The following is a 25093-nucleotide window of genomic DNA, read 5'->3' as shown; positions in this document are numbered from 1 at the left end:
AAATATTTAAGCCTTTACCGTATGGCTAAATACGTTGCACTATATAAATCATAAGAACCTATCCTTAATAAACCACTAAATATAAAAAGGCCTTCAATGATGACATTACGGCGAACACTAGCCGCTTTAGTAGTATCTATTAGCACGCTGGTTAGTCTCTCTTTTCCCGCAATTGCGTTAGAAGATACTGTTAACCCTAAGCTTTTCGAAAAAATGGAATATCGTAATATTGGCCCTTTTCGTGGCGGTCGCTCTGTTGCCGTTTCAGGTGTTGATGGTAACCCCAACCTGTATTATATGGGCGCCGCAGGTGGCGGTGTCTGGAAAACAGATAACGCCGGTTTATCTTGGAAGCCGTTGTCAGATAAGCACTTTGAAGTAGGTAGTATTGGCGCTATTGCTATTGCACCTTCCGATCACAATGTTATTTATGTAGGCACAGGGGAAGGACCTATTCGCGGTGTAACTACCAGCCATGGTAAAGGTGTATATAAGTCTACCGATGCAGGTGAAACATGGGAGCTAGTCGGTTTAGAAAACCGTGGTCAAATCCCTAAAATTCGCATTCACCCCACCAATCCAGATATAGCGTGGGCGGCTGTTCAAGGTAATATTTGGGCGCCAAATGAAGCTCGCGGTGTGTTTAAAACTACCGATGGCGGTAAAAGCTGGAAACATGTGCTTAAAGTTAATGCCGACACGGGTGCTGCAGATTTAGCACTCGACCCGTCTAACCCTCGAGTGTTGTACGCCAGCATGTGGCACCACGGAAGAACGCCATGGTTTGTAAAATCAGGTGGCGTCGGTGGCGGCATTTATAAGTCCACCGACGGTGGCGAAACTTGGGATAAACTAGAAAAAGATTTACCCAAGCTTATCGGAAAGGTTGGAATTGATATTTCTGCCTCAAACCCTAAGCGCGTTTACGCCATTATTGAAGCTGACAAAGGTGGCTTGTATCGAAGCGATGATGCTGGTGCTTCTTGGCAACTAATGAATGGCGACAATATTCTTAAAGCCAGAGCCTGGTATTACAATCATATTAAGGTCGACCCTAACGACGAAAACACCCTGTACGTGATGAACGTACAGTTGCATAAATCTATTGATGGCGGCAAAACCTTCGAAATAAAATCATTGCCACACGGTGATACCCACGATATGTGGATAAACCCTGAAAACAGCCTAAATATGATTAATGCCAACGACGGTGGGGCAACCGTAACCTTTGATGGTGGCAAGTCTTGGTCTAGTATTTACAACCAACCTACTGCGCAGTTTTACCGTGTAGTAACCGATAACCTTGAACCCTACCATGTTTATGGCGGCCAGCAAGACAACACCACCATGGCAACCCCTTCTTCTACTTATGACAGTGGTATTGGTATAGCAGAGCAGTTCGCCGTAGGCGGTGGAGAGAGCGCACATATCGCATTTGATGCAAACAACCCAACGCTGATTTACGCCACCACTATCAATGGCACCCTAACCGAGTTTAATAAAGACACAGGGCTTACTCGCCCTATCATGCCTTACCCTGAATATGTGTTTGGCCGAAACGCACGAGATCAAAAATACCGTACCAACTGGAATGCTCCAGTATTGGTATCGCAGCACGACCCCAAAATAGTGTACTACGGTACACAAATGATATTGAAAACCACTGATAGAGGCGTTAATTGGCAAGAAATCAGCCCAGACTTAACGCGCAACGATGCCGAAAAGCAGGGCTTAAACGGCGGGCCTATTACCAACGAGCAAGCTGGAGCGGAATACTACAATACGGTTTTCTATATTGCTGAATCGCCAGCGAACGCGGGTGAATTATGGGTAGGTGCAGATGATGGCAAGTTACATTTAACCAAAGATGAAGGCAAAAACTGGAAGGACATAACGCCCCATAAAAAAGAAGCTCAAGTTAACGCGATTGAGCTAAGCGTTCACGCTGAGGGTAAAGCCTATGTGGCCGTAACTGGCTATAAATTGAATGACTATAAGCCCTATATTTATAAAACGGAAAACTATGGCAAGCGCTGGACTCGTATAGATAAAGGCTTGCCGGAAGATGCGTTTGTTCGCGTGGTACGCGAAGATAAGCAACATGAAGGTATGCTGTTCGCGGGTACAGAAAGCGGTATGTTTGTTAGTTTCGACGATGGTAAAAACTGGCAAGAAATGGCGCTTAATTTACCACCTGTTGCAATAACCGACATGCAAGTCAAAGGTGATGACTTGGTTGTGGCAACTCAAGGGCGTGGCTTCTGGATTTTAGATGACATAAACCCGCTGCGTGAAGTGAGTAGTTCGTTACACAACGAAGCGCTGTTTCACTTTAGCCCTGTTGATGGAGTGCGTTTATTATCGGGCGGTAATATGAGCGGCCAACCAGAAGCGAAAAATCCCGCTCGTGGTGCAAGGTTCCGTTACTACTTAAAAGATGAGCTTAATGAAAACGATAGCCTTCGTATCGATATTTTTGATTCGAAAAATCAACTTGTGCGTACGTTATCGTCAACCGCAGATGCGTTTGAGAAATGTGCGAAAGGTAATGAAGATGCACGTAGCCCGTTGAAGTTTAAACACCCCTCTACAAAAGCAGGCTACAACCAGTTTGTGTGGGACTTACGCCGTTCACCATTGCATTGTATTGATAATGTAAAACTGTTTGGTGGATGGAAAGGCGCTAGGGTAATGCCTGGCGACTATAAAGCCACTATAACCGTAGGCGAGCACTCTCAAACCAGAGCCTTTAAGGTGTTACCTGATCCACGGGAAGAAGCTAACGCTGCCCAATTACAGGTGGTAGAGCAAAGTATTCAGGCCAGTGAAACCCTTCTTAATGATTTATTTGCACATTTGCAAAAAGCCCGGAACGTGCGTAAAACGCTCAATGGGGTTACTGAGTCGAATGTGGTACTGGCCAGTGAAGTGTCGGCCTCTATTGACCGTATTATTAGCGCAATTGATGACTGGGAGGCTTTGGTGATTCAACCTAAGCACCAAACATTCGAAGATGATATTAACTGGCCTAACATGTTAGATAGGCAAGTGCGCTTTCTAATGGATAACTTCGATAGAACTGGCGCGCCAGCGCAAGCTGGTGCAGTGCAACGTTTAGAAGATTTAGAAGCAAGATGGCAAAAGTACAAACTGCAGCTAGAAGTTCTATTTAACGAAAACGTTAAGCCAGTCAATGAAGCGCTTGCTGAAAAAGGCGTTTACGATTTAGACAGTTTGTAGGCTGCTTGTAAGCCGGCTAAGTCCATAAGGTATGGTCCTTAAAGTATGGCCCTTAAAATTGGGCCTATTAGATAAACGCGTTAAATGATTGCGTTATATAGGATGTATCAATTAAGCGATTGGTGCGGTGACAGGTGTTCGATAGCACTTTCGAACGCCCTAAACACTTGGCCTAAAGCAAAAAATTATCGATATGTTTTGTACATTTAAACAAAAACCGACTTAACGTCGGTTTTTTATTTTTGTAAGCTCAATGTATTTTAGACTTCTCGTATAAGCATGCCCTAATGCTCATCAAATAATGATTTATTTCTAATGTACTTTCGCATGTAGTGGTAGGTTATAGGCCGAAGTAACCAACTACGTAACGATTTTAAAAAGCGCTCATGCGTAGGCGTATTTTCATAAATTTGATCATCATGCAGCCATAGCATTTTGCCCACGTGCCAAAAATAAAAAGGGAAGGGGGGCATAAACGTGACTACGTCTAAGTCGCAGCAAATACGATATGTTTTATGGTGTAGTAGATAGTTTTTGTACCATGATCGACTGCCCACTGCAGGTTGCCCAAAGGTCACAACGCGTTTAACGGCTTTCGCATTTTTTCGTTCGAAATAATCGGCCATTAATACTGCCACTGCGCCGCCGGAAGAATGCCCTATAAACGTAAAGCGCTTACCTTGTTGCTGCAAAGGTTCTAATACTTTTACAAGTAGTTCCTGTAGTGGTAGTGCTTGGTCAATCGTTTTAGTACTTGAATACATGGGTTGATGAAGCAACCGGCTAAAACCCCAATGCACATAGAATTTTTTATCTACCTGTTGAATTTTAGCCGGCAAGAAGACCAGATTTGCTAACCAGTCTTTAAGACCTAGTGAGCCTCTAAATACCACGATAGCTTCTTTCTTTTTATCTACCCATAATATTCTCACACTCATCCGGCCATATTTATCGACTAAATGACGTTCGTAAAAGGGTTTAAGTATTTGACGGTAATGCGCTTCGGCGTCGGGATAGGCAAGTTGGCAAAGAATAGCATATCGTTCATATTGATAGCGTTTCAGCTTTTTCATAGAAAACTATATCAACTCGCTTTGCTCTGTATTGTGATCTGAATAGATTCACACACAATTACTCGAATTCTATAAAGCTACAGCGCTTTTATTTCAGTGATATTACGCACAGAATAATGAGGGCGAATAAAAGAAGTCACGTAGAGGGCGGAATAAGCAGGGCGAACAAAAGAGGAGAAGTAAATCATCATAACCAGGCTACAAAACCGCAGTATGCGAAGCTCATAAAAATGCTGATACACCATTGATTGCAATCAAAGTCGTCCCCGAATAAAACGCAATAATGCGGTGCGGTAAAGTGATCTAACTGTATATAAATCACTCTATTAATTATATGGAAATACAGGCCTTCGCTAAGGAGTTTTTATGTCAAACGTGACACGTCGCCATTTTATTCGTATGACAGGGGCTGGTTTATTAGCCGCTCATAGTCCGTTCTCCTTGGCATTAGGAGGCTCTCAATCGCAGAGAAAGTTAGGCGTTGCGTTGTTAGGGTTAGGAAATTACAGTGCTAATTTACTTGCACCAGCACTTCAGCATACCGAGCATTGTGAACTGCGCGGCATTATTACCGGTACAGAAAGCAAAATTTCACAGTGGCAGCGTAAATACGGTATTCAGGATAGCAATGTGTATACCTACGATACTTTGGATGAGATTGCGAATAACAAAGATATTGATGTTATTTATGTCGTTACGCCAACTGGTACACATAAAGATTTTGCAGTAAAAGCCGCGAACACAGGAAAGCACGTTTGGTGTGAAAAGCCTATGGCCATGGACAGTGACGAATGCCAAGCCATTATAGACGCATGCAACAAGAATAGCGTAACGCTATCTATTGGTTATCGAATGCAGCATGAGCCAAACACACGCACTTTTCATCACTATCTGCAAAGCATGCCTTATGGGAAGTTCAAAAAGGTATCTAGCTTTGCTGGTTACGCAGGGCAAGGTAGAGACGCTAACAATTGGCGAATGCAAAAACAGATGGGAGGTGGAGCGCTTTATGACATGGGAGTATACGCTATAAATAGCGCCCGTTTTTTAACAGGCAAAGAACCATTGTCTGTTACAGGTAGTCATCCTCCCCAGCGTTTCCCCAATAAATTTACCGACGTTGATGAAACTACTATGTTTACCATGGATTTTGGTGATGGATTGGTGGCTGATTGTGGTACCAGCGTAGTAACAGAATTTAACCACTTTAAAGCGGACTGCGAACAAGGTTGGTATCAGTTAAAACCCATGCAAAGCTATAACGGTGTAACGGGTACAACCTCTGACGGGAAAATACTTGAGCCTATTAAGGGCATGCAACAAACGCTTCAAATGGACAATGATGCTTTAGCCATACTTACAGGCCGACAACCGCTAGTAACAGGAAGTGAAGGGCTAGCCGATATTCGCATTGTTAATGCAATATTTCGCGCTGCACAAACCGGAAAGTCGGTGCCGGTTTGAGTGGTGGTTAGACACAATAGACCGACTACGTCGTATAAATCGCTACCAGCTTATATTCTTCGGTGGGAGTGATTGTCGTTCATAAACACCTCTTTATTTATAGTAAGAATACTTAACTAAGAGGTGTCTAAGAAAGCAGTGGCGATTCAAATAAAAAGGCAATCAATAAGGTACTAGCCTTCTTTGGCCTGGAATAAATTCACCTATTTAACGGCCATAGGCAACGCAAGACGGGTCAACTTTCTTATCAGAAGTGAGTACAAATGCAGACACTAAAACGAAAAATAATACGGTAAGCCCAATAATTTTGTACGCATCGGCGAAGCCAATTCCATCGTACAACATGCCAAGTAATACTGATAAACCGCTGGCAGCAACTTGTCCCATAAATTGAAAGCCGACAATATAAATAGTCGCCGATAGTCTAGCGTCAAATATCGCTGCAATATATTTAAAGATTGCTACCAGCATAATAGGTAACTCTGCGGCGTGTAAAAGCTTCATGGCTGAAATTGAGATAGGGTCTGCAGCATATCCTGAACCTATAATACGTAACGCCATAATTGCTCCACTTAAGAGCAGTCCGTTTTTCGCGCCAATTTTATTTACGATGAATGGTGCAATGAACATACCGCCAGCTTCAAGAAAAACCTGAAACGAATTTAGGTAACCATACATAGCATTCCCTTCGGCTTTAGTGGGAAATTGAGCTGCAAAATAGACGGCGAATTGTTGGTCATAAACACCGTAAATGCATGAAACGCCAACAACCCAGGTAGCAAAAGCCCAGAACTTACGCTGACGAAATAGACCAAGGGCGTCACTTAATTTCAATGAGTTAGCTTGTTTGGAAATATCTAATTCTTTCGCAGTATTTTCACTTATTTTAACGAAGTAAAGACATGACAAAAATATTAACGCACAGAAGCTAGCAAGCACAAAGTTCAAGCTTGCAGATACATTAAAGATTTGACCCGTAAAGAAAGTCGCAATAGCCCAGCCTACAGAGCCCCACATGCGAGCTTTACCAAATTCGAACCCTGTTGAACGGCCAACTCTTTCAATATAAGTTTCGACAGCGCCAACACCGGCAAAAAAAGCAGTAGAGCAATAAAAGCCTCCTACTATTGCGCCTAAATAAAGAGAATGCGTAAGTAATGGTGTGTATATATAGATAAAAAATGGGCCGCTGAGTAGCAGCATTGCTCCAATAAACCAGAGTAAGTTTTTACGCATACCTAATTTATCTTGCAGAAAACCGTAACAGGGCATTATAAAAAGAGCGGTTAAAGCATTAATGCTAAAAACTAATCCTGTTTCTGTACCGCCTAAACCAATCGACTGATTCAGCCAAATTGGGTAAATCGAAAAACAAAATGACCATGTTAAAAAAAAGCTAAGTATGCAACCGCTGAGTAACCAGTAATTGCGTTTTGATATGGCATCGGTCATTAGTTTTCCTTGGTTTTGATGTTAGATTGCGCGGTGCGAATCACGCAAAAGTAATTGCCCGCTAATCTCTTGGGTTTTAGTGTTTATTTGTAATGCTTTATCAATAGCTATTTGTGCGGCAATTTGCCCCATGTCAAAATACGGAAGGCTTACTGTAGTGAGTTTCGGCACAAGGTTTTCTGCAATCAATTTATAATTGTCGTAACCAACGATTGAGATAGTTTCAGGTATTTTGTACCCCATTTTTCGAATAAGCATAAAAACACGCATCGCCATTTTGTCGTTACCACAGCAGATGGCGGTAGGCCTTTCTGGCATAGACATAATGTCCTTTAAGACATCTGGGAGATTAGCAAACTCATCATCTGGGTTCTTACAAACACCCTCTACAATCAATTCGTTTTCAACGCTAAGCCCCGCTTCTTCGTGCGCTTTTCTAAAGCCCTTTACTCGAAGTGGGGTTGCGGTCATCTCGTCAAATAATGTTAGGTAGGCAATTTTCTTATGGCCGGACTTGATCAATTCACTGGTGAGATTGAACGCGCCTAAATAATCGTCAGGTACTATTGTTGGATGTCTCAAAATGCTTTCGTAACAGTTGACCAATATTAGAGGGCACTTGTTGAATGACTCTTTAATGCTTACTTCTTTATGAGATACGGTAGCAAAAATGATTGCTTCAGCGCGTTGTCGCCTAAAATCATCAACGAGGCGAGAAAAGCTTTTAACATTGCCACCTGACTCACCAATCATGAGCAACTTGCCATGCTTTTCGCACTCGTGCTGGATCCCCGCAATAATGTCGAACGAGTCAGGGGTAGTGGTCAGGTTCTCAGTTATAAGACAAACAATGCCTTTTTCCTGTCCTCTCAAGGCTTGAGCGGCAGCTGAAGGATAAAATTCTAGCTCCTCCATGGCCTTGTTTACTTTCAGCCTTGTTTTAGCGCTTACACCTTCATAATTGGTTAGCACTCTTGACACTGTTTTGACTGATACACCAGCTTTTACGGCTACGTCTTTTATAGATGACATGAATATATACTGCGATGTGTTTATGGAGACACTAATTGTCTCACATTTGTTCGAATTTGTTGACAAACTGTTAAAATCAGTCATCATAATGACCAACGATAGACATTTAATCAAGTCTTTTTTCCCACATTCGTATTGATGAGTAAGTTATGCATAGTACACTTCGCGAGACATCCCCATCGCAAAATGGCAAATGGGAGCCACACTTTCATTTTTACAAGTTTGGTCATTGGATAAATGACCCTAACGGGCTGTTTTATTTAGATGGTAAGTATCATCTTTTCTTTCAGTTAAACCCTGATGCGACTGTGTGGGGCAATATGCACTGGGGAGCAGCAGAGTCGACTGATTTGATCAATTGGGAGCACAAACCAATTGCGTTGTATGCTGAGCCAGAAGGGTTGGGATACATTTTCTCGGGCGGGGCAATAGTCGATGGAAAAAACACTTCAGGCTTTGGTATAGATAATGTCCCTCCAATAATTGCTACTTTCACGCAACAGTCTATAAAAGAGGAACAGGTACAAAGTATCGCCTATTCTGTTGATGGTGGTAATACGTTTAGCATGTTTAATGAAAACCCTGTAATTGCTAACCCTGGTATTAAAGACTTTAGAGATCCAAAGGTGGTTTGGTTTGATGGACAAGACGAACAATATTGGGTTAAAGCTGTAGTCGCCGGGCACTGTGTACATTTCTACAAGTCTAAAAATCTTAAATCATGGACAAAATTGTCAGAGTTTGGTGAGGGCGTTGGCGCTCATGGCGGTGTGTGGGAATGCCCTGATTTGTTTCCTTTACGGTGTGAAGAAACTGGGCAGCAACTTTGGGTGCTATTAATCAGCATTAACCCTGGTGGGCCTAATGGTGGCTCGGCAACTCAATATTTCATAGGTAGCTTCGACGGTATCGAATTCGTACCGCAAGATGGTGAAATTCGTTGGTTAGACCATGGTACAGATTGCTATGCGGGTATTACTTGGGATAACACACCAAATATACTGGAAGAAAGAGTGTACACAGCGTGGATGAGCAATTGGGACTACGCAAATAATACCCCTGATGATACGTGGCGTGGTGCGATGACGCTACCTAGAAGCATTAAGTTAGGTAAAAGTAATCATTCATATCGGCTGTTGACGCCAGTCTTTCCAGATTTTAGTTCATATGGAACGCAAGAAACAGAATTTGCGTGTAATCAGGCTCTACCCCAAGCCTACAAGCTCTCATTAAATATATCTCCACGCGAAACGCAAACCGATATCGTATGGACTAATGAGGAAGGTGAAGTCTTTTCCATTTCTATTGACCTAAAACGCTCTGAAATAATAGTAGACCGAAGTCAAACGGGCTTTTCTGACAAAGGATTTGACTCAACGTCGACCATACCCATCGTGTTCGATGTGAATGATACTATTTGTTTAGCGGTTTATGTTGATGTGTGTTCATTCGAATGCTTTTTTAACGACGGTGAGCAATGCATCACCTCGTTAGTATTCCCTTCATCCTCCCTGAATAACGTGAATATTTCCGAACATGTTACCAACATTGCTTTAAAAGACTTAACTTAAAAACTTAAGCGCTGTAATGCAATATCTAGTGAGTTAGCCATACAAGATATTGCGTTTCAGCGCTTATGCAAACTAGGTTTTACAGTAATTCTCTACGTAGGCGCCGTGTTCCGGAATCGACTTCGCGTTTACATCAATTATGTGTTTTATATCAGCCATTCTCTTCTTCAGTTCTTGCTCAGAGTAAATGTCTGCATTTGCATCATATCCGCGAGAAGTAAGACCTTGCCCAACCATGACAGCAAGCCAAGAATAACGATTAAATAGCTCCTCGTTTTCTCTGAAGATCCGCCCTCTGCTTTCAAACAGAGAAAGCTTGCGGGATAAGCTATCTGGTACTTCCATGTTTTTGCAGAACTGCCAATAGCTTGAATCAGTGCGCTCTGTCACTTTGTAGTGACAAATTAAAAAGTCACGAATCTGTTGGAACTCGGTGGTTGATTGTTCATTAAAGTGGTCGATATCGATTTGTTCAAAGTCTAAATCTGGAAAGAGTTTGATGAGCCTAGAGATACCAGACTGAATCAAGTGAATGGATGTCGATTCCAAAGGCTCTAAGAAACCAGATGACAGTCCGATTGCAACACAGTTTTTCACCCAAAACTGTGCACGATGACCTGTTTTGAAGCTTATTTTCCGTGGTTCACCTACTAATTTCCCTTCTATATTTCGCAGCAGTGTATCTTGTGCACTTTGATCGTCCGTGTGCGCACTAGAATAGACAATGCCATTGCCTGTACGTGATTGTAGTGGTATCCGCCATTGCCATCCGGCTTCTACAGCGGTAGACCGGGTAAAAGGGGGTTGAGAGTTTAGTTTTTCACTACCCACGGCCCAAGCGCTATTATTTGGTAAATAGTGGCTCCAATCGACGAAGGGGACCTTAAACACTTTGTCTATAAGTAAACCGTAAAACCCAGAACAGTCGATAAATAAGTCGGCTTCTAAGGTTTGTCCATTTTCCATTGTAATGCTTTTCAAAAAGCCATTGTCATTTCGCAATGTCGTATCAACGACTTTGCCTTCTATGCGCTTGACGCCCTTACTCTCTGCGATATCACGCAAATAAGACGCGTATAGAGTGCTATCAAAGTGATACGCATAGCCAATTTCAGATAGCGGCGTATTCTTCTGCTGAACGGGGTGCCTAAAGCGATGTTGTTTAGCAGCCATCGCCATTATGTTGTACTGATCTAAGGTGTCTTTATGGCCACAGGCCTGCAATCGCTGCCAAAACGCGTGGAAACTCACGCCATCCATATCTACGCCATATGGCCCGAAAGGGTGAAAGTATTGATGGCCTTTTTGCTTCCAATCAACAAACTCAATGCCTAGTTTAAAAGTGGCTTGAGTTCGTCTCATAAAGTCTTTTTCAGTAATACCAACGTGACGGTTAAATGTTTTTATATGCGGAATACTTGCTTCGCCAACACCAATGGTGCCAATTTGGTCAGATTCCACCAAGGTGATATCTACGCTGTTGTTTTTAAAGGAGCTTGCTAAAGCAGAAGCACTCATCCATCCAGCAGTACCGCCACCAACTATGATGACTTTCTTTATCGCATTATCAGGTTTGCGCATATTTAAACTCTCAATACCAACATGAAATATTCAGTGTACTTATAAATGTCGTAAAACGTGCATAACGAAAAAAAGAGGGCCAAAGGCCCTCTTCCATGCTCTTATAACAAGAGCCACACAACACTCTCACATATTGGGCTGCACACTGACCCATAATGGAGAGGCATACTTACACTTTGGCAAGTAAACTCACTTAGAAAGTATAGTTGATGCTTGCAACTGCACTTCGGCCACTAATTGAACGCATTCTTACGTATTCATTAGTAAATGGCTCTGATGCACCTACAGCAGCATTCTCACCTTCAGTTAAACCAATTTCATCTGTTATGTTATTAACGTTCAGCGATACTGAAAGGTCATCATTGAAACGATAAGTTGCAAACACATTTGTTGTTAGGTAACCGGGCATGACTAATACATTTTCATTTCGTACATATGAGTCAGTCGTACCAACTATGTTTAGCCCTACTGTGTATGAGTCTGTGTCATAAGATGCGATTGCAGAGTATACCCAATCCGCTTGGCGTTGCGGTACGTTTCCAACAAAGTCAGGGAATAAATCGTCTGCTGCAATTTCAGCATCTGTCCAGGTTACATTACCAGAGAAGTTAAAGTTGTTGATAGAGTAGAAGGCTTCTACTTCGATACCTGAAGACTCATAATCACGTAACGATAATGGACCGCCGGTAACACGGCTTTCGCCAACGACTTCTTGGGTTTCTGCTGAGAAATAAACGGCGTTGATATCTAAACTATCGAAACGATACTTAACACCAACTTCTAACATTTTTACTTGATCTTCAATACGCTCATCATCAATATCACCTACTTTTTTACCAAAGGCCGAGCTATCTGGATCTGCAACATTCGCAGGTGAATAGACCAGGCCAATAAGACGTTCTGAATTAGCGCGATAGCCTACGGAGTAGCGTCCAAACACACTTAAACCAGTGTCTATTAGGTAATTTGCACCAAGTGAATATGAAAAATAGTCATAGTCAAAGTCGACAGCGAATTCAGGCTCTGGGTTATGCAAAGATACCTGACCTTCTACGCCCTCTATCGTACCGTTGTTATTCACGTCGAAGTCTGTAACTCGAATTGAATTAGCATCAAGTGAACGAGAGCCGGTAGTACGTCCTGAGTCGTAACGGATACCTGCATCTAACGTTAAGTCTCCACTGTAATAAGTCGTATTTGCATAAAGTGCATCAATCTTAGTGTTTAAGTCGAAACCACCATTACAACAATTTCCCCACTCAGCTGGACCGTATGAAATTAATCCGCCACTAGTCAGAGTTTCTCCACTCACGTCATCTACAACATCGACATACGCAGTGTCACCACCGCCTTCAACTGATGTTAGATAAGAAGGCCAACTTTGAAAGTTTTCTATTGCTTGCTCTGAGTGGTACCAACCCGTATGAACTTCTAACTCTGAATCATCAGATAGCGTGAACACCTTGCTCAAATCTAAGTTATTCATCAGGTTGCTTAAATCTTGCATCTCTGTATTAAACGTGTGAATGACGGCAACAGAGGTATCGGACGCTAGTGCTTGACCTGTATTGGGGCCCGTTGCATAGATATAGCTGAAGTCTGTTCGCCCTTCAGAGCCAGCAAGATAATTTCCAACGAACGCACCACGATTGTCCTGCGTGCCAACCGACGCGGGGAAGGGAACGACAAATTCACCACTTATATCAGCCATTTTAAAGCGGTTTAATAATGACCAGCCGCCGCCAATGTCATCCAAGCTTGCTTCAAAACCAAATTGCTTAACGTCAGACTGCATGCCATCTGAAAGTCGCTTTTGCACAACATTATTTTGTTCATCCAGTACTTGAATAGTATCTGTATGCACACTTTGCAGGGTGTCGCCATTGGCTGAGTAGCCAGGAATAGAGCTATATGTTGGGTTCGCATTTGTACCACTTACGAACATAGGTGTTGGCATATAACCTACTGCACGATCGTTAAGAATTTTCACGTTACCGCGGATATAACCACCATCAAATTCTTTCGTTAGGTTAGCTTTTATCTGGCCGCCTTTGTTAACATCATATCCAGCTTCACGAGGGCCTTCACCTACTCTATAAAAGCCGCCGATGTGTCCGTACCAACCATTTTCCCAATTATGACCGGCCTCAAAATCTAATCGAGTAGTATCGTAAGTTAATCCTTTGGTAAGTCTTGCTGAGCCGCCGCCTTGCTCGCCCGTTTTGCTTATAAAGTTGATAACACCACCCGGAGAGTTACTCGCCAGTATAGATGCTGAACCACCTCGAATAGCTTCAACACGTGCAACGTTTGCGTCTGCGCGTAAAAAGATATCTGCGTTAGCAAAAGAAATATCGCCAAACTCTAATACTGGAAGGCCGTCTTCCCAAAGCTGCAAGAATTTAGCACCGCCAGATGCTATCGGTAAGCCACGAATAGCAATGTTCGCGTTACCGTCACCACCAGATGCTTCTGAACGAACGCCTGGAATTTGTCTAAGTATCTCGGCTGTTGTACGAGATACTTCAAAAACGGGGCTGTCTGCGTCTATGCTAGAAATTGATACTGAAGACTCCAGTGGATCTGCACTTCCACCTGGCACTGCAGTAACAAAGATTCGTTCTATTTCTTTTTCCGGCACTTCTTCTTGAGCATAAGCAAGATTGCTCATTGCTAGCATGCTTACACCAGTGCATGCGAAAAGAGAGGATACTAAAACAGACAAGCGCTTTTTCTGGAAATGCTTTGTATTGTGTTGACTTATTTGACGATGACTCATGAAGCCTCCTGACAGACCTAATAATTTTTAGTGTGCTTTTTACACCGAAAATTGTGTAGCGTAATAATGTGTGTGTTTATGACCAACGTTGGACATTTTACAAATATTTTACTCACTTGCAACAACAAAATGAAGGTTTTTAGCCTTTTCAACTAAATTTATACTTTTGATTAATGAAAAGGTTCCTGCAAAATAATCCGCTGAATCTAAGAAAAGCTATAAAATACAATCGCTTTCACATATAAATTTGCCGCCCCGCAGTACTCCCTTTAAAATTGACATATCGTTCATTAAGTTAATTGAATGTTAGAGCACTCTTATGGAAATAGGTATGGCCCTTTAAGGGGAGTGTTACCCTGTTAAGAGAGGGGAGAGATGCTTTCAATGAAGCTACGCGGAACAGTATTTGAGTGCGTTTTAAAGCCTGTCTCTACTACCCCTAAACTGAGACAGACTAATTAAAGTTTTCTACAATAATTGATGCAGGAAACGACTAAGGACCATCACGCGATTCAGATTCTCAGGTCATCGGAGTATTAAAAAAGTCGATCGGCCACTACGCCTGAGTGGCGACTTCATATATTTCAGACACAAAAAAACCGACATTAAGTCGGTTTATTGTTTATCTCTTTCATTGGTAAGAAAAGAGATGGCACCAGTGGGCGGACTTTAGGTTGGTCGCCACGCGGGGGCCGACACGCTTGCGTGGCGATTTCATGAATTTCAGGCACAAAAAAACCAACTAAAAAGTTGGCTTAAATGTTTGGTACCAGTGGGCGGACTTTGGCTGGGCCGACACTCGGCCGACACGCTTGCGTGGCGATTTCATGAATTTCAGGCACAAAAAAACCAACTAAAAAGTTGGCTTAAATGTTTGGTACCAGTGGGCGGACTTGAACCGCCACGCCATTGCTGGCAACGGATTTTGAATCCGTCATGTCTACCAATTCCATCACACTGGCTTAGATAGGCTTGCTATCAATGAGGCTGCATTATAGCGATGTAGCTCAGGTGTACAAGTTTTTTTTAGGGTTTTATTACCGTTATGTGTCTGACTGAATAAAAGATAAACATTCTTGGCTCCAAAAGGCGTTGAATACCGGTTGCAGCCAAAAATGTTGATGCTGGTCAGGCTACTCTCATTGCACGAACACTATGTACCTTTAACCACAACAATACGCCAAAGTGAGACAGTGCCATTACCACTAACATTGCCGAAATCGTCGCTATCTGCGGCAATTGTTGAGAGCCTACCAGCATTAACCCCCAGCCAATCAAAAGCCATTGAATAACGTAATAGGTTGTAACGTTTCTCCCCCAAAAGCACAAAAGTGAAACAAAACGGTTAGCACTCAGATTTTCTGTTAAACGTTGGCAGAGCCATAAAAAAACAAGCGCACCACCTGTTAGGCTAATTATCATTCCTGGGCCAGCTCGCATATTACTGGCCATATGATAATCGGTATTGGTCATAGTTAGTAACGTGCCAGTGGCGGTTAATGCTGCGCCTATCCAAAGTGATGTTTTAAAAAACAGTTGAATGCTGTTTGAATATTTTAACCAACAGCCAAAAACCATGCCTGCAAGCGGGTAAGCTAACCAAGGAAACAAAGGGAACATTGCGCCTTGATGTTTATTCCCAAAAAAGAGTTTCAATGCTTCATCGGGGTAACTCCTCCCTGTCGTGATGTCCCAAAAATAGGGCGAAAGAAACGTCACTAAAAGGGCGCAGCCAATCCAGTATTTAGGGGCGGAGAATAGATGCTTTACAAGTAAACAGCACGCTAACGCTAAGCCAGCAAATTGTAAAATATCCACAATAAAAAATTCAGTAGTAGGCGTATAGCTTCCCAATTGCTCCTGTGTTACTAGCCCGAATTGTAGCGAAAGCCACATTGGAATGGAGCCTCTGGCAATATTTAGCGCATAGCCCAGTGCGAATAACCCTAACGCGCGTTTTAAACCCGTTGATAACGATTGTTGGCCGCTGTAGGTAATAAACATTCCCATAATAAATACAAACCACGCGGCCACTTGCCAGTTGGCAAGAAGCCTAATAGTAGAGCCCACTAAACTTTCACGCGTACTTGTATCGCCATAGAAGTCTAGGACGTGGACCAGTACCATTAAGATAATAAGTATTCCTCTGGCAAAATCGAACGTGAGAAGGCGTTCATTAGCAGGCTGAGAAGCCTGTATTGGCGTTGTGGCCGAAATGGTCATTTTTACTTCCTTACTTACTATACAAGTGGCCGTCTATGCGCTTAAACATGTTTGTTGTAATTGCTGAATTAAATATCTATCGCGACTGAGCACTTGTTTGCAATGGTTTCCGAACCACTCCAATGAGGTATCTGCATTGGCTATACCTGCACCATGGTGTAGGTGTAAATACTCAATAAAATGTTCATAATCTACGGCCCCTTCAAATATAGGTACCATGCCTTCTCGCGTTCCTGCAGCGGCATAAACGTTTTCAGGCGCGAAGACAGAAAGGTGGCTTTCACTGCTAATATTCTTAAAATGGAAATGATTAATATGAGGCAGTAGTTCATCAAGCGCGCGGGTTATATCTGCGCCTGATTCCCACACGTGGAGTACGTCGAAATTAAGCTGAAGGTTAGCCCTATCCACATGAGCAAACATTTCTTGGGTTGATGTTACTGAATCGGCGTAGGTTTTTGGGTGGGTTTCTATCACCAAATTCAAGTCATGGGGAGCTAACCAGTCGCATATTTTTTGTAGACGATTGAACAACTCTGCTTTTTGAGTTTCTGTGTAATCATGACTGCCTTTTCCCCCAGCGAAAGTGCGAATTTTGCTTGCACCCCAATGTTTGGCTAGTCTGCAAAGGTGTTGTACTTTGTGGTAAAGCACGTTTTCAGAAACCAGCAGAGGAAGATAATCACTAAGCATAGTGGCCTTTAGACCATATGATGCTAGCCAATGTCTATCATAATGCGGTTGGTTAGTAAGGTTATTTGCATGTGCGCCCCAAAGCTCAATGCCCTGAAAATGGTTGGCCTGTGCCCACTGCGCTATTTCTTCTATCGATATCAATTGGTGTCGAAAAGAGATGGTACAAATTGAAAGGTTCATGCTGTAGCGTCCTCTGCGACGATCTGCGAGTTATACAGGTGTAGGTTGTGTAAAGCGGACCACTGTGAAAATACGTCGAATAAATGCTGCTTAATCCTGAATTCTCGTTCATCTTGCTGATCTAACAACATGAATATTTCAGCGATTAATGCGTTCTTATTCGTTAAGCTAAGCTGCTCTGTCGCTAATTTCATTGCGCGAAATTGAATGTTTTTATAATTGCTAACCAGTGCTTCAATCACATCACACCAGTGTTCAAATTCAGCTTCAGGAAAGCCAATGTCACGCCAGAAAAATGCAAAGCCGTGTTCATAGGCATACTTTCGAATGGCTAATACAGGAAGTTGCTTAAGGGCTTCACCTAGCTGGGTGGCATCAGTGTCGTTATTGTCATTATCAATGTGAGCATGAACAACTTCGCGCACTTTATCGGTCATGGGGTTGTTTTGTGCATTGAAGCTGGCAAGAAAGTACTCACCGACAACGGTGTTATTTGTAGGCGTTATGTCTCTGCTATCAAAAATATAGCCGCCCGCCACAGCTTCCGATTCAATAGCTGCGATGACTTGGTTTTTGTTTTGGGTCCCTTCCCAACGAAAGTCAGGGTCGTACATGAACCATGTAGCTGGGTCGTTTGTTTCTTCCAACATCACATAGTGGGGGAAGGGGTTTTGATTAAATTTGTTCTCCCGCTCTGGCAGTAAATACATATCAAGCATAACCATGATATGTTCGCTTTTAGATTTCTGTGCCAATAACGTTTGTAAGGTATGAAGGTTCTCTTGTTTACTGAGGGTCTCGCAGTACCACGAGGTAACCGAGACACCATAAAGTTTTTTATACCATTCCCTAAAGACATCGTGGTTGATGTCATCGGAGTGATAAGCTAACTGATAATGTTGGTTAACGAGTACTTCAGCGTCCCATACTCCAAAGTAAAAAGGCCTGTGATCAACTTGTTCATTAGCTTTAATGCTTTCACATAAGCAACTCACAAAGCAGTGTACCTTAATATCTTCAAATTCTTCTTGAACCTGCGCTATGTCATTAGGAGCATGGCTGCTGTTACCGTTATCGCTAGTAGATTGCGTTAATAGGAAGTCCGCTAACGAAGACACGGTAGCAACGTCGTCATTGCTTAGCGCTGCGTCAGGTATATCGATGCCAAGGGTTAATTCAATATGCACGAGTAGCTGCATAATTTGTACTGAGTCTAAATACAAATCTTCATTTAGCCGCGCCGACGAAGTGAAATGGTCTAGCTTCTGATTATTAAGCTCTTGTTCAAGTACCAATTTGATGGCATCAATAATGGTGTTTTTATTCATGGCTAACCTGTTACCTGCTCAAGCGTATTTTGTTGTTTTTGATGTGCGTAATTTTCTGCCAGTTTTTTCCGATTTACTTTGCCATTCGGCAAGCGCTCTATATGTGCTACGGCGTGCAAAAATTGTGGAATTTGGTATTTGGCAAGTTTGCCGCTGCACCATGTGCGCAGCGCATCAGCATCGAGTGTGTCAGTGGTGAAATATAAGCAGGCACGCTGGCCCGCTGCGGAATCGTTCACTTTAAATAGTACGGCATCTAATACGCTTGGGTGTTCCAGAACAATATCTTCAATTTCTTGCGGATATACATTTAAACCCGACACAATAATGGTGTCATCTTGGCGGGCAACGAAATGCAGAGTAGGCGACCCATTTTCTGCCTGTTCAAAATAGCCCAAGTCGTTGGTATGGATAACCTGTGGCTGATGGCTCGCATTAATTGCAGGTATGGTTATAACAATCTCTTTTGGATGACTGGCATCTAGCCCACTCGATATTTGAACATGAGGGAGAACTTTACCAATGCTGGTATTGGAAGATTCGATACGGCTTAAGCTTACACATCCAGACTCAGAACACCCATATTGTTGGTATAGATGTGTTATCCGCCCTCTCACTTTTTCAAGTGCTGGTTTTGACATCAAAGTACCGGAGGTCATTGCAGCATAAAGCGAGCTGTTTTTAGGCCAAAGTAAGCTAATCATGCTTAGCATCGCGGGAGAGGAATATAGCAATGGCTTCTTAGCTGCCATTACATTCTTTATAATGAATTTAGGATTAATATTGGTAATAACGGTTGGGCTTTTGCCTCGGCCTAAGGCTACCAGAACGCCGCAAATGAGGCCGTAGGAGTGGGTAACGGGGCATGCTACGAATGGGGTCATGTCATCCGCGTCTTGAAAATGAAAAATGTAACTGGCAATTTCTATATCAATGGCCACCCAGCTTCGTTTTATGCATTTGGGTTCACCTGTGGTGCCTGAACTCATCTGAATAAGCCCTGCTACCTTGTCGTTCTCGCCACTATACTCAACAGTTACTTGATTGTGCATGTCGCCGTAAAACAACGCTGTACACTTTGCCCGGCTTGCCGTTCGTTTAGCAAGTTCTAGTGGTGTGTCTGGGTGTATTGGCAGTACAGAAATTTCATGGTTTTTAGCATAAAGGCATAACGCTAACCAAGTCGCAGTGTCATAAAGACAGACTGCTATGTTGACGTGCTTAACATGCAATGCGGTAATGCTCGAGAACTGCTGGTAGAAACGTTCAAAATCGTGGGTGGAATAGAAAGTGGAATCGACACTTAACATGAAAATCTCCTGCACATTAAAGTGGATGTAAAGGGTTAGGAATAGTGTGATGGAATTCTTGCGTACCTTGTCCGCTGAGCTTTTTAGCGAGCAGAGACTCTGTTTGAACCTTGGGTGCAAGCAAATCGATTTTTTGTATGCGGCTACGCCACGATTGTGCGGTTTTCTCATAATCAGATAATGCACGAGTAACCTGTTGCCAAAACTGGGCTTCTTCATAGTGGTAGAAGCGCTGCATTAGTGTGGCCACATCGGTAAGGTTGTATACAAACAAGGTATCGACCAATAACTCCCGGAGGGCATCAACTTCAGACATCCAGTAATACTGATTATCGGGTGCATCAACATAGTCGGGGTGTAATTCACAGAAATCAGGTTTTAGCTCAGGTTGTGCTAGGTAGTCTTCTACATACTCAACACTTTCGTGAAAATCTCGAAGCACGACCGATGTTGGCCATCCTTTTTGATGCCGTAAAATCATATTTTGGGCGTGTGCTTCCACAGCGATGCCATGCTTGACTAACAGATGCCAAACTGGAATGACGGTAACTTCAATGAGTTGATTTAGCCAAGTTTCGCAGCCGTATTTATTTATCCATGGGTCGATGAAAGGTAACCCGTCTTGCTCAATAAGTGACAGTGCAGCAAAGGGGAGGGCGTGTGAATGTGACTCCTGTAGAGGTTGGCTATTACGAAATATCACACTAAGACTTGGGGCTAATTGGCTTGCCCAATGTTCGCTACTCGCGTCGGTATTAGGGGGGCGAACCACGATGCCAGCATATTCATGTTGAATGGCAAGATGTTGCTTTTCTTGATACCAGCTATCTTGCTTGATAAGGGTATCTAACCAGTTTGAAATGACCGGTGCTGTTGTGACCGAGTGGGGCTCAATGGTGCGCAAAGATGATGTATTTACCATGTTCATCGGTAATTTTACATGTGCTTTTTGGGGGGAAGTGATATTCAGTAAAGTCCTTACTGAAATGGTGGCTTGATAGCTATCACCACATTCACCCAAGTCGATAATATCTTTGCTATTGATAGGGTGTAAGAGTGCTTCGTCGAGGGCGTTGCGTTGCCACGGGTGTATTGGCAGTAAACCATATTCTTGGCTATGTGGGCTTAACGCCTTTAGACGTTGCTGGAGTACATGTAGGGTCTTATCGCCAAGTTCTTGCTGCCAAAAACAATCTTCCTCAGTAGGTAGATTTGATGCTAAAAAAGTGCGTTTGATAGCTAACCAATGAAGTTTGAAATAACGACTTGCTTCGGGGCTATAGTTAGCATGATCGGCAAGGCTGAAACCGGTGCGCGCTTTAAAACAAGGGTGATAAGGGTGCCCTTCTAAAATAGCTGACTCTAATGCCGGGTAATCAAACGAGCGCCGGCTTTCAGGCCGGGTTAAATGAGCAGCGTTCCATTCACAGAGCCCAATGGTCTGAGATAACTCGTTCAGTAATTGGCCTTTAGTGGCAGCGCTTGCGGGCAAGGCATTTACCAACGTAGGCAAATCAATAGTAGCTGTTTTAAAGGGGGCAATTTGTTTTATATAAGTAGCATCTAATCGAATGCGGCCAAAGCTTGATATCTGGCCGCGGGCAATATACCGGGTGTCACCAACGGCAAACCAAAAATTGCCATTGGTGTAGTGGTAAGGAACAATCTGTTCAAAGAGCAAGGCTTCAACAAGCTGCTTGATCACGCGAGCTTTTGACGCTGTATTTTGCCCATGCAACCAATGCGCTAATTGGTTTTTTCTTTCTATATTAGGCTGATTCAAGGCAGGCCTCGCGCGTGGTTGTTACGTTTACGGTTACAGAGATAGAGGGGGCTTTGCGATAGAAAGGGTTTTTAATCTGGGTATAAACAGCTTGCTCCATCTCAGCCTGTAATTCATCAACGTCATCTACACGAGTCAGTAAGTTTCCTTTGCACGGTATAGATTTACGCTCTGTAATGGATTGTATTAAATGTTGCCCAAGGGGCGAGAGCTGGGTGAATAGTTTATCTAATTTGGTGCGAGCTAGGTTTAACAGGGTTTCTTCACCAACTAGCGCATCTATGCCAAAGCGATTAATGACAGAGAAAAGTTGGTTAATAACTAAGTAATAGCCGAATCGGTCAAAAATCATATTGTTATCATAAAATAACTCAGGACATTTAATGAGATCGGGCTCTAGCTGCATTAGCCTGCTTTTAACCGAACTAGAAAGATAAAAGCCTTGGTTATCGCGATAAAAATACGTTTTTGGGTAGCCCTCTGTAAGGTCTAACAAAGAGTTTTGTTGGTGGGCTTCTAATGCAATACCAAATTCATCGAATAATCGTATGGCGGGCTCTATTGCGCATTGCCAGTAACGGTTGAACCATGCAATGCTTGTCTGATGCAATGAGCTGCCCTGCTTATCCGAAAGGGTGTGAATAATGGTGGCAAGCTTTGAACGGTCATTAGGAACAATAGCGTCCTGCACCAGTGCTGCTATCGACTGTATTCCTCCAATGCCTAATTCATGCTGGGTTTGCGTAAACGGGTTGTCCCGCAAGATCATTTCAAAGCCACTTTCATCCCTGTTAGGTAAAGAAAGTGAGAGGTAAGCGGGGTCGCCTATCACTTGAAACTGAGGATGAAGAGAAGAAAAGCGTGTTGTGTTAAGTAGCTTCGCTAACGTCACGCCAGCATCAAGCTCATGACCCATATTAATGCGCATGGAATTAGTAATTTTAACCGGAATGGAAACTTTCACCATGAAGTTAAGCTGTTCACAATAAAGGGTTCGTACCGACGACGTTGGTGTGAACGTTGCGCCCAGCGGGCCTAGGGGCTGTAGTTGCTGTGTGGAAACTAATTGTTGAATGTAATCTTGTTTCAATAGCCACTCTGCTTGAAGTGGGTGCACTGCCACTAACGCCTTGTCAGATTCACTGAACTGTTTAACCACGGCGAGTTGTGCATCACAAGTTTCTTGCTCAGCAATACGAAGCACAATCTGTTCGCCAGACAGTGAAATTGCCGAACTTTGATTTAACCATTTGCGTTTTACGGCAAAAAAATAGAGCTTGAAGCTACCTTTAAGTTCAGGGGCATAATGGGTGTGTTGCCATCGGTGCATGCCTTGACGCGATTTGGGTGTTGGGTGCAACCAGTGACCAAACAATACCGATTGTTCAGAGTCAATAAAGCGAGGGCTTTGTAGTGCGGGATCATCTATTCTTTCTTGAATATAATCAGCCATGACCTGATGGCTTTCAATAGTGCGAGATGTTAGCTCTAATTCCTGGTCACAAACATAAGTGTTGTTTGACCGAGCGTAAATTTCTTTAATCAAAAGCATGATGGCTGACACTGAGTCTAGCGGGTGCCATTCCATGCTGTTTGGACGTTGATGGTATATGCCAGTGAGTTTGTGTCTTCCTACGATTGACCGATACGCCACACCGAATACTAGCTTTATTTCACTGTGCTGTAGTTGTAATTCCAGCATGAATTTGTCGTGATTTTCTGTGTCGAAACCACTCGCGGTTTTCCATTGTGCTATTGAGTGCCAAACTCCTTCATCTATTTCTTTTAAATAGCCGTTAACAAAAGCTTGGTAGGATGCATTATCTGCGATTTGCTTGGCGGTTGTGGCCATGCTTTTCTCCCATTACTCAGACATTAAAATTCCCTTTCATCGTAATGAGAATGATTATCATACTCAAGTTGGTTTACATTTGTTACTTATTCCAAAAGCGTAGAGGGGCGAAATCGAAAGCTATATATGAGTGCAAAGCCAAAGGTAAGCCATTCTGCAATAGGCAGTGCGATCAGAAATAGTAGCGGGGAAGGTGACAGCGACAATAGTGTGCTGTGATAAAAAACAAGGTAGAGGAATACCAGCATAGTGGCAGGGAGCAAAATGCTACGACATAGCGCCAACAGTGCGGATGGCGCGGGTTTATGAATGGCCGTTAGGTAGCACCCTAAAAGAATATTAATACCATTTACAATAAATACCGGCCACATTAGGCCAATAACGTCACCAACAAGTTCAGTTACCTCGCTGTCCCGTTCATTTAAAAATAAGGTTGTGAGAGATGTTTGTGCAAAAATCAGTGCCCCCGCCAACAGCAAGCCGGTTAGTAATACACTTGAAAGTGAAATCTTTAAAAATGCGTAAACTCGAGGAGTGTTCTTGGCGCCGTAATTCTGGCTAACCAGTAAATGAAGAGCATCGGCTACCCCATAAGACACCATCACGCTAAGAAAAATAAAATAATTCACCACGCTAAACGCAGCAACACCATTTGTACCTAACTGCGCAATCAGTAGCCAATTTAGTAGTAAGAATAGCGCACCAACTGATACTTCATTTACGAATTCTGAAACGCCGTTATAGGCAGTGGACACGATAGCGCGCCAATTTTGCTGTTTAAAAGAAAAGCGTAAGGTACGTTTGGGACTGAAAAAATAGGTTGTTAGCACCATGCACTGTATAAGTTGCGCGATGGCAGTAGCATAGGCGGCGCCCGCTATTCCCATATCAAGGTGCAGTATGAATATCCAATCAAGGGCAACATTAGTAAGCGCCCCTATGGCTAAGGCTTTTGTTCCTAGCACAGGATGACCATCGGTGCGCACAAAGTAATAAAGCACCATGGTGCTAAGTTGCAAAATAAATACCCAGCGAATAATGGCAAAATACTCTGTCACCAGCGGTTGGATAGGCTCAGGTACGTTTAAAATGACATAGAGCGTAGGCTCTAGAGCAAAGCTAAGCAGTGCGAAAAAAAGGTTAACCGATACGGCGGTCATCAGTGTTTTACTCATGATGCCAGAGGCGGCGGCAGTGTTTCCTTCGCCCAAGTACTTTCCTGCAGTGACTGCGCCGCCAATAGCGAGCATGAGTGATATAGCGATAAGAAAGGTTAAATAAGGCAGTAGTAAACTCACTGCCGCGAGGGCATCTGAACCAACGATGTTTCCTACAAAAATACCATCTACAAGACTGGCTGTAGTCAGTGATAGAAGCCCTATCATTGAGGGAATGACGTAATAAAAAAACGTGGGGATAGTGGGGCCTGCCAGAACCCGATTTTGCTCGCGACTACTCATTGCTTGCTCGTTTGTAAATATATAAGCCTGTGCTGGGAACCTCATCGGTGGCCAGCGCGAAGAGGCAAA

Annotated in this window: 15 protein-coding genes and 1 tRNA gene; 3 read left to right on the top strand and 13 right to left on the bottom strand. The window is 43.1% G+C overall.

Annotation, left to right across the window (positions count from 1 at the left end; genetic code table 11):
• Positions 1–96 precede the first annotated feature (96 nt).
• Positions 97–3240: a glycosyl hydrolase gene (locus tag J8L84_RS15820; RefSeq protein ID WP_211071529.1), complete on the top strand. Its 3144-nt coding sequence runs from the start codon at positions 97–99 to the stop codon at positions 3238–3240.
• Positions 3241–3524: 284 nt separating this feature from the next.
• Here the strand turns inward: J8L84_RS15820 and J8L84_RS15815 are convergent, their stop codons facing one another.
• The gene (locus J8L84_RS15815; RefSeq protein ID WP_211071528.1) at positions 3525–4313 is read right to left on the bottom strand and encodes a thioesterase domain-containing protein; all 789 of its coding nucleotides are present in this window, start codon (positions 4311–4313) and stop codon (positions 3525–3527) included.
• Positions 4314–4679: 366 nt separating this feature from the next.
• On the opposite strand from J8L84_RS15815, the gene J8L84_RS15810 reads away from it, so the two are divergent.
• Positions 4680–5777 (top strand): Gfo/Idh/MocA family oxidoreductase, encoded by a 1098-nt coding sequence (locus J8L84_RS15810; RefSeq protein ID WP_211071527.1) that lies wholly within the window; start codon positions 4680–4682, stop codon positions 5775–5777.
• A 207-nt stretch (positions 5778–5984) separates the two neighbouring features.
• Here the strand turns inward: J8L84_RS15810 and J8L84_RS15805 are convergent, their stop codons facing one another.
• Together J8L84_RS15805 and J8L84_RS15800 are read right to left on the bottom strand one after the other, a co-directional pair.
• Positions 5985–7229, bottom strand: coding sequence for an MFS transporter (locus J8L84_RS15805; protein ID WP_211071526.1), 1245 nt, complete (start codon positions 7227–7229; stop codon positions 5985–5987).
• A 21-nt stretch (positions 7230–7250) separates the two neighbouring features.
• On the bottom strand, positions 7251–8261 hold the full coding sequence (locus tag J8L84_RS15800; protein WP_211071525.1) for a LacI family DNA-binding transcriptional regulator: 1011 nt from the start codon (positions 8259–8261) through the stop codon (positions 7251–7253).
• A 149-nt stretch (positions 8262–8410) separates the two neighbouring features.
• Between J8L84_RS15800 and J8L84_RS15795 the strand changes: the two genes are divergently transcribed.
• A complete protein-coding gene (locus tag J8L84_RS15795) occupies positions 8411–9832 on the top strand; it encodes a glycoside hydrolase family 32 protein (protein WP_211071524.1) in 1422 nt (473 codons plus the stop codon).
• A gap of 72 nt (positions 9833–9904) precedes the next feature.
• Here J8L84_RS15795 and J8L84_RS15790 read toward each other — a convergent pair whose 3' ends face one another.
• From J8L84_RS15790 to J8L84_RS15745, 10 genes are all read right to left on the bottom strand, one after another.
• Positions 9905–11413: a tryptophan halogenase family protein gene (locus tag J8L84_RS15790; protein ID WP_211071523.1), complete on the bottom strand. Its 1509-nt coding sequence runs from the start codon at positions 11411–11413 to the stop codon at positions 9905–9907.
• A 193-nt stretch (positions 11414–11606) separates the two neighbouring features.
• Positions 11607–14192 (bottom strand): TonB-dependent receptor, encoded by a 2586-nt coding sequence (locus J8L84_RS15785; RefSeq protein ID WP_211071522.1) that lies wholly within the window; start codon positions 14190–14192, stop codon positions 11607–11609.
• Positions 14193–15067: 875 nt separating this feature from the next.
• Positions 15068–15154 (bottom strand) — tRNA-Leu (locus tag J8L84_RS15780).
• Positions 15155–15320: 166 nt separating this feature from the next.
• Positions 15321–16415 carry a heparan-alpha-glucosaminide N-acetyltransferase domain-containing protein gene (locus J8L84_RS15775; protein ID WP_211071521.1) on the bottom strand — a complete coding sequence of 365 codons (1095 nt, stop codon included), beginning with the start codon at positions 16413–16415 and terminating at the stop codon, positions 15321–15323.
• 33 nt (positions 16416–16448) lie between these two features.
• Complete coding sequence (locus J8L84_RS15770; RefSeq protein ID WP_211071520.1) at positions 16449–17291, bottom strand: sugar phosphate isomerase/epimerase; 843 nt, start codon at positions 17289–17291, stop codon at positions 16449–16451.
• A complete protein-coding gene (locus J8L84_RS15765) occupies positions 17288–18619 on the bottom strand; it encodes a DUF6005 family protein (RefSeq protein WP_211071519.1) in 1332 nt (443 codons plus the stop codon). Before J8L84_RS15765 ends, J8L84_RS15770 begins: the two co-directional genes overlap by 4 nt.
• 2 nt (positions 18620–18621) lie before the next feature.
• Entirely contained in the window at positions 18622–19929 is a 1308-nt protein-coding gene (locus tag J8L84_RS15760; RefSeq protein WP_211071518.1) for an AMP-binding protein, read from the bottom strand.
• 16 nt (positions 19930–19945) lie between these two features.
• Entirely contained in the window at positions 19946–21712 is a 1767-nt protein-coding gene (locus tag J8L84_RS15755; protein WP_211071517.1) for an IucA/IucC family protein, read from the bottom strand.
• Positions 21699–23564: an IucA/IucC family protein gene (locus J8L84_RS15750; RefSeq protein ID WP_211071516.1), complete on the bottom strand. Its 1866-nt coding sequence runs from the start codon at positions 23562–23564 to the stop codon at positions 21699–21701. The genes J8L84_RS15755 and J8L84_RS15750 overlap by 14 nt, the downstream gene beginning before the upstream one ends.
• Before the next feature lie 86 nt (positions 23565–23650).
• Positions 23651–25024 (bottom strand): MATE family efflux transporter, encoded by a 1374-nt coding sequence (locus J8L84_RS15745; protein ID WP_211071515.1) that lies wholly within the window; start codon positions 25022–25024, stop codon positions 23651–23653.
• Between the last annotated feature and the right edge of the window lie 69 nt (positions 25025–25093).

It is taken from the genome of Alteromonas sp. MMG017 (genome assembly GCF_018100795.1).
In the GTDB taxonomy this organism is placed as follows: domain Bacteria; phylum Pseudomonadota; class Gammaproteobacteria; order Enterobacterales; family Alteromonadaceae; genus Alteromonas.
This window is presented reverse-complemented; position numbering and strand designations above follow the sequence as displayed.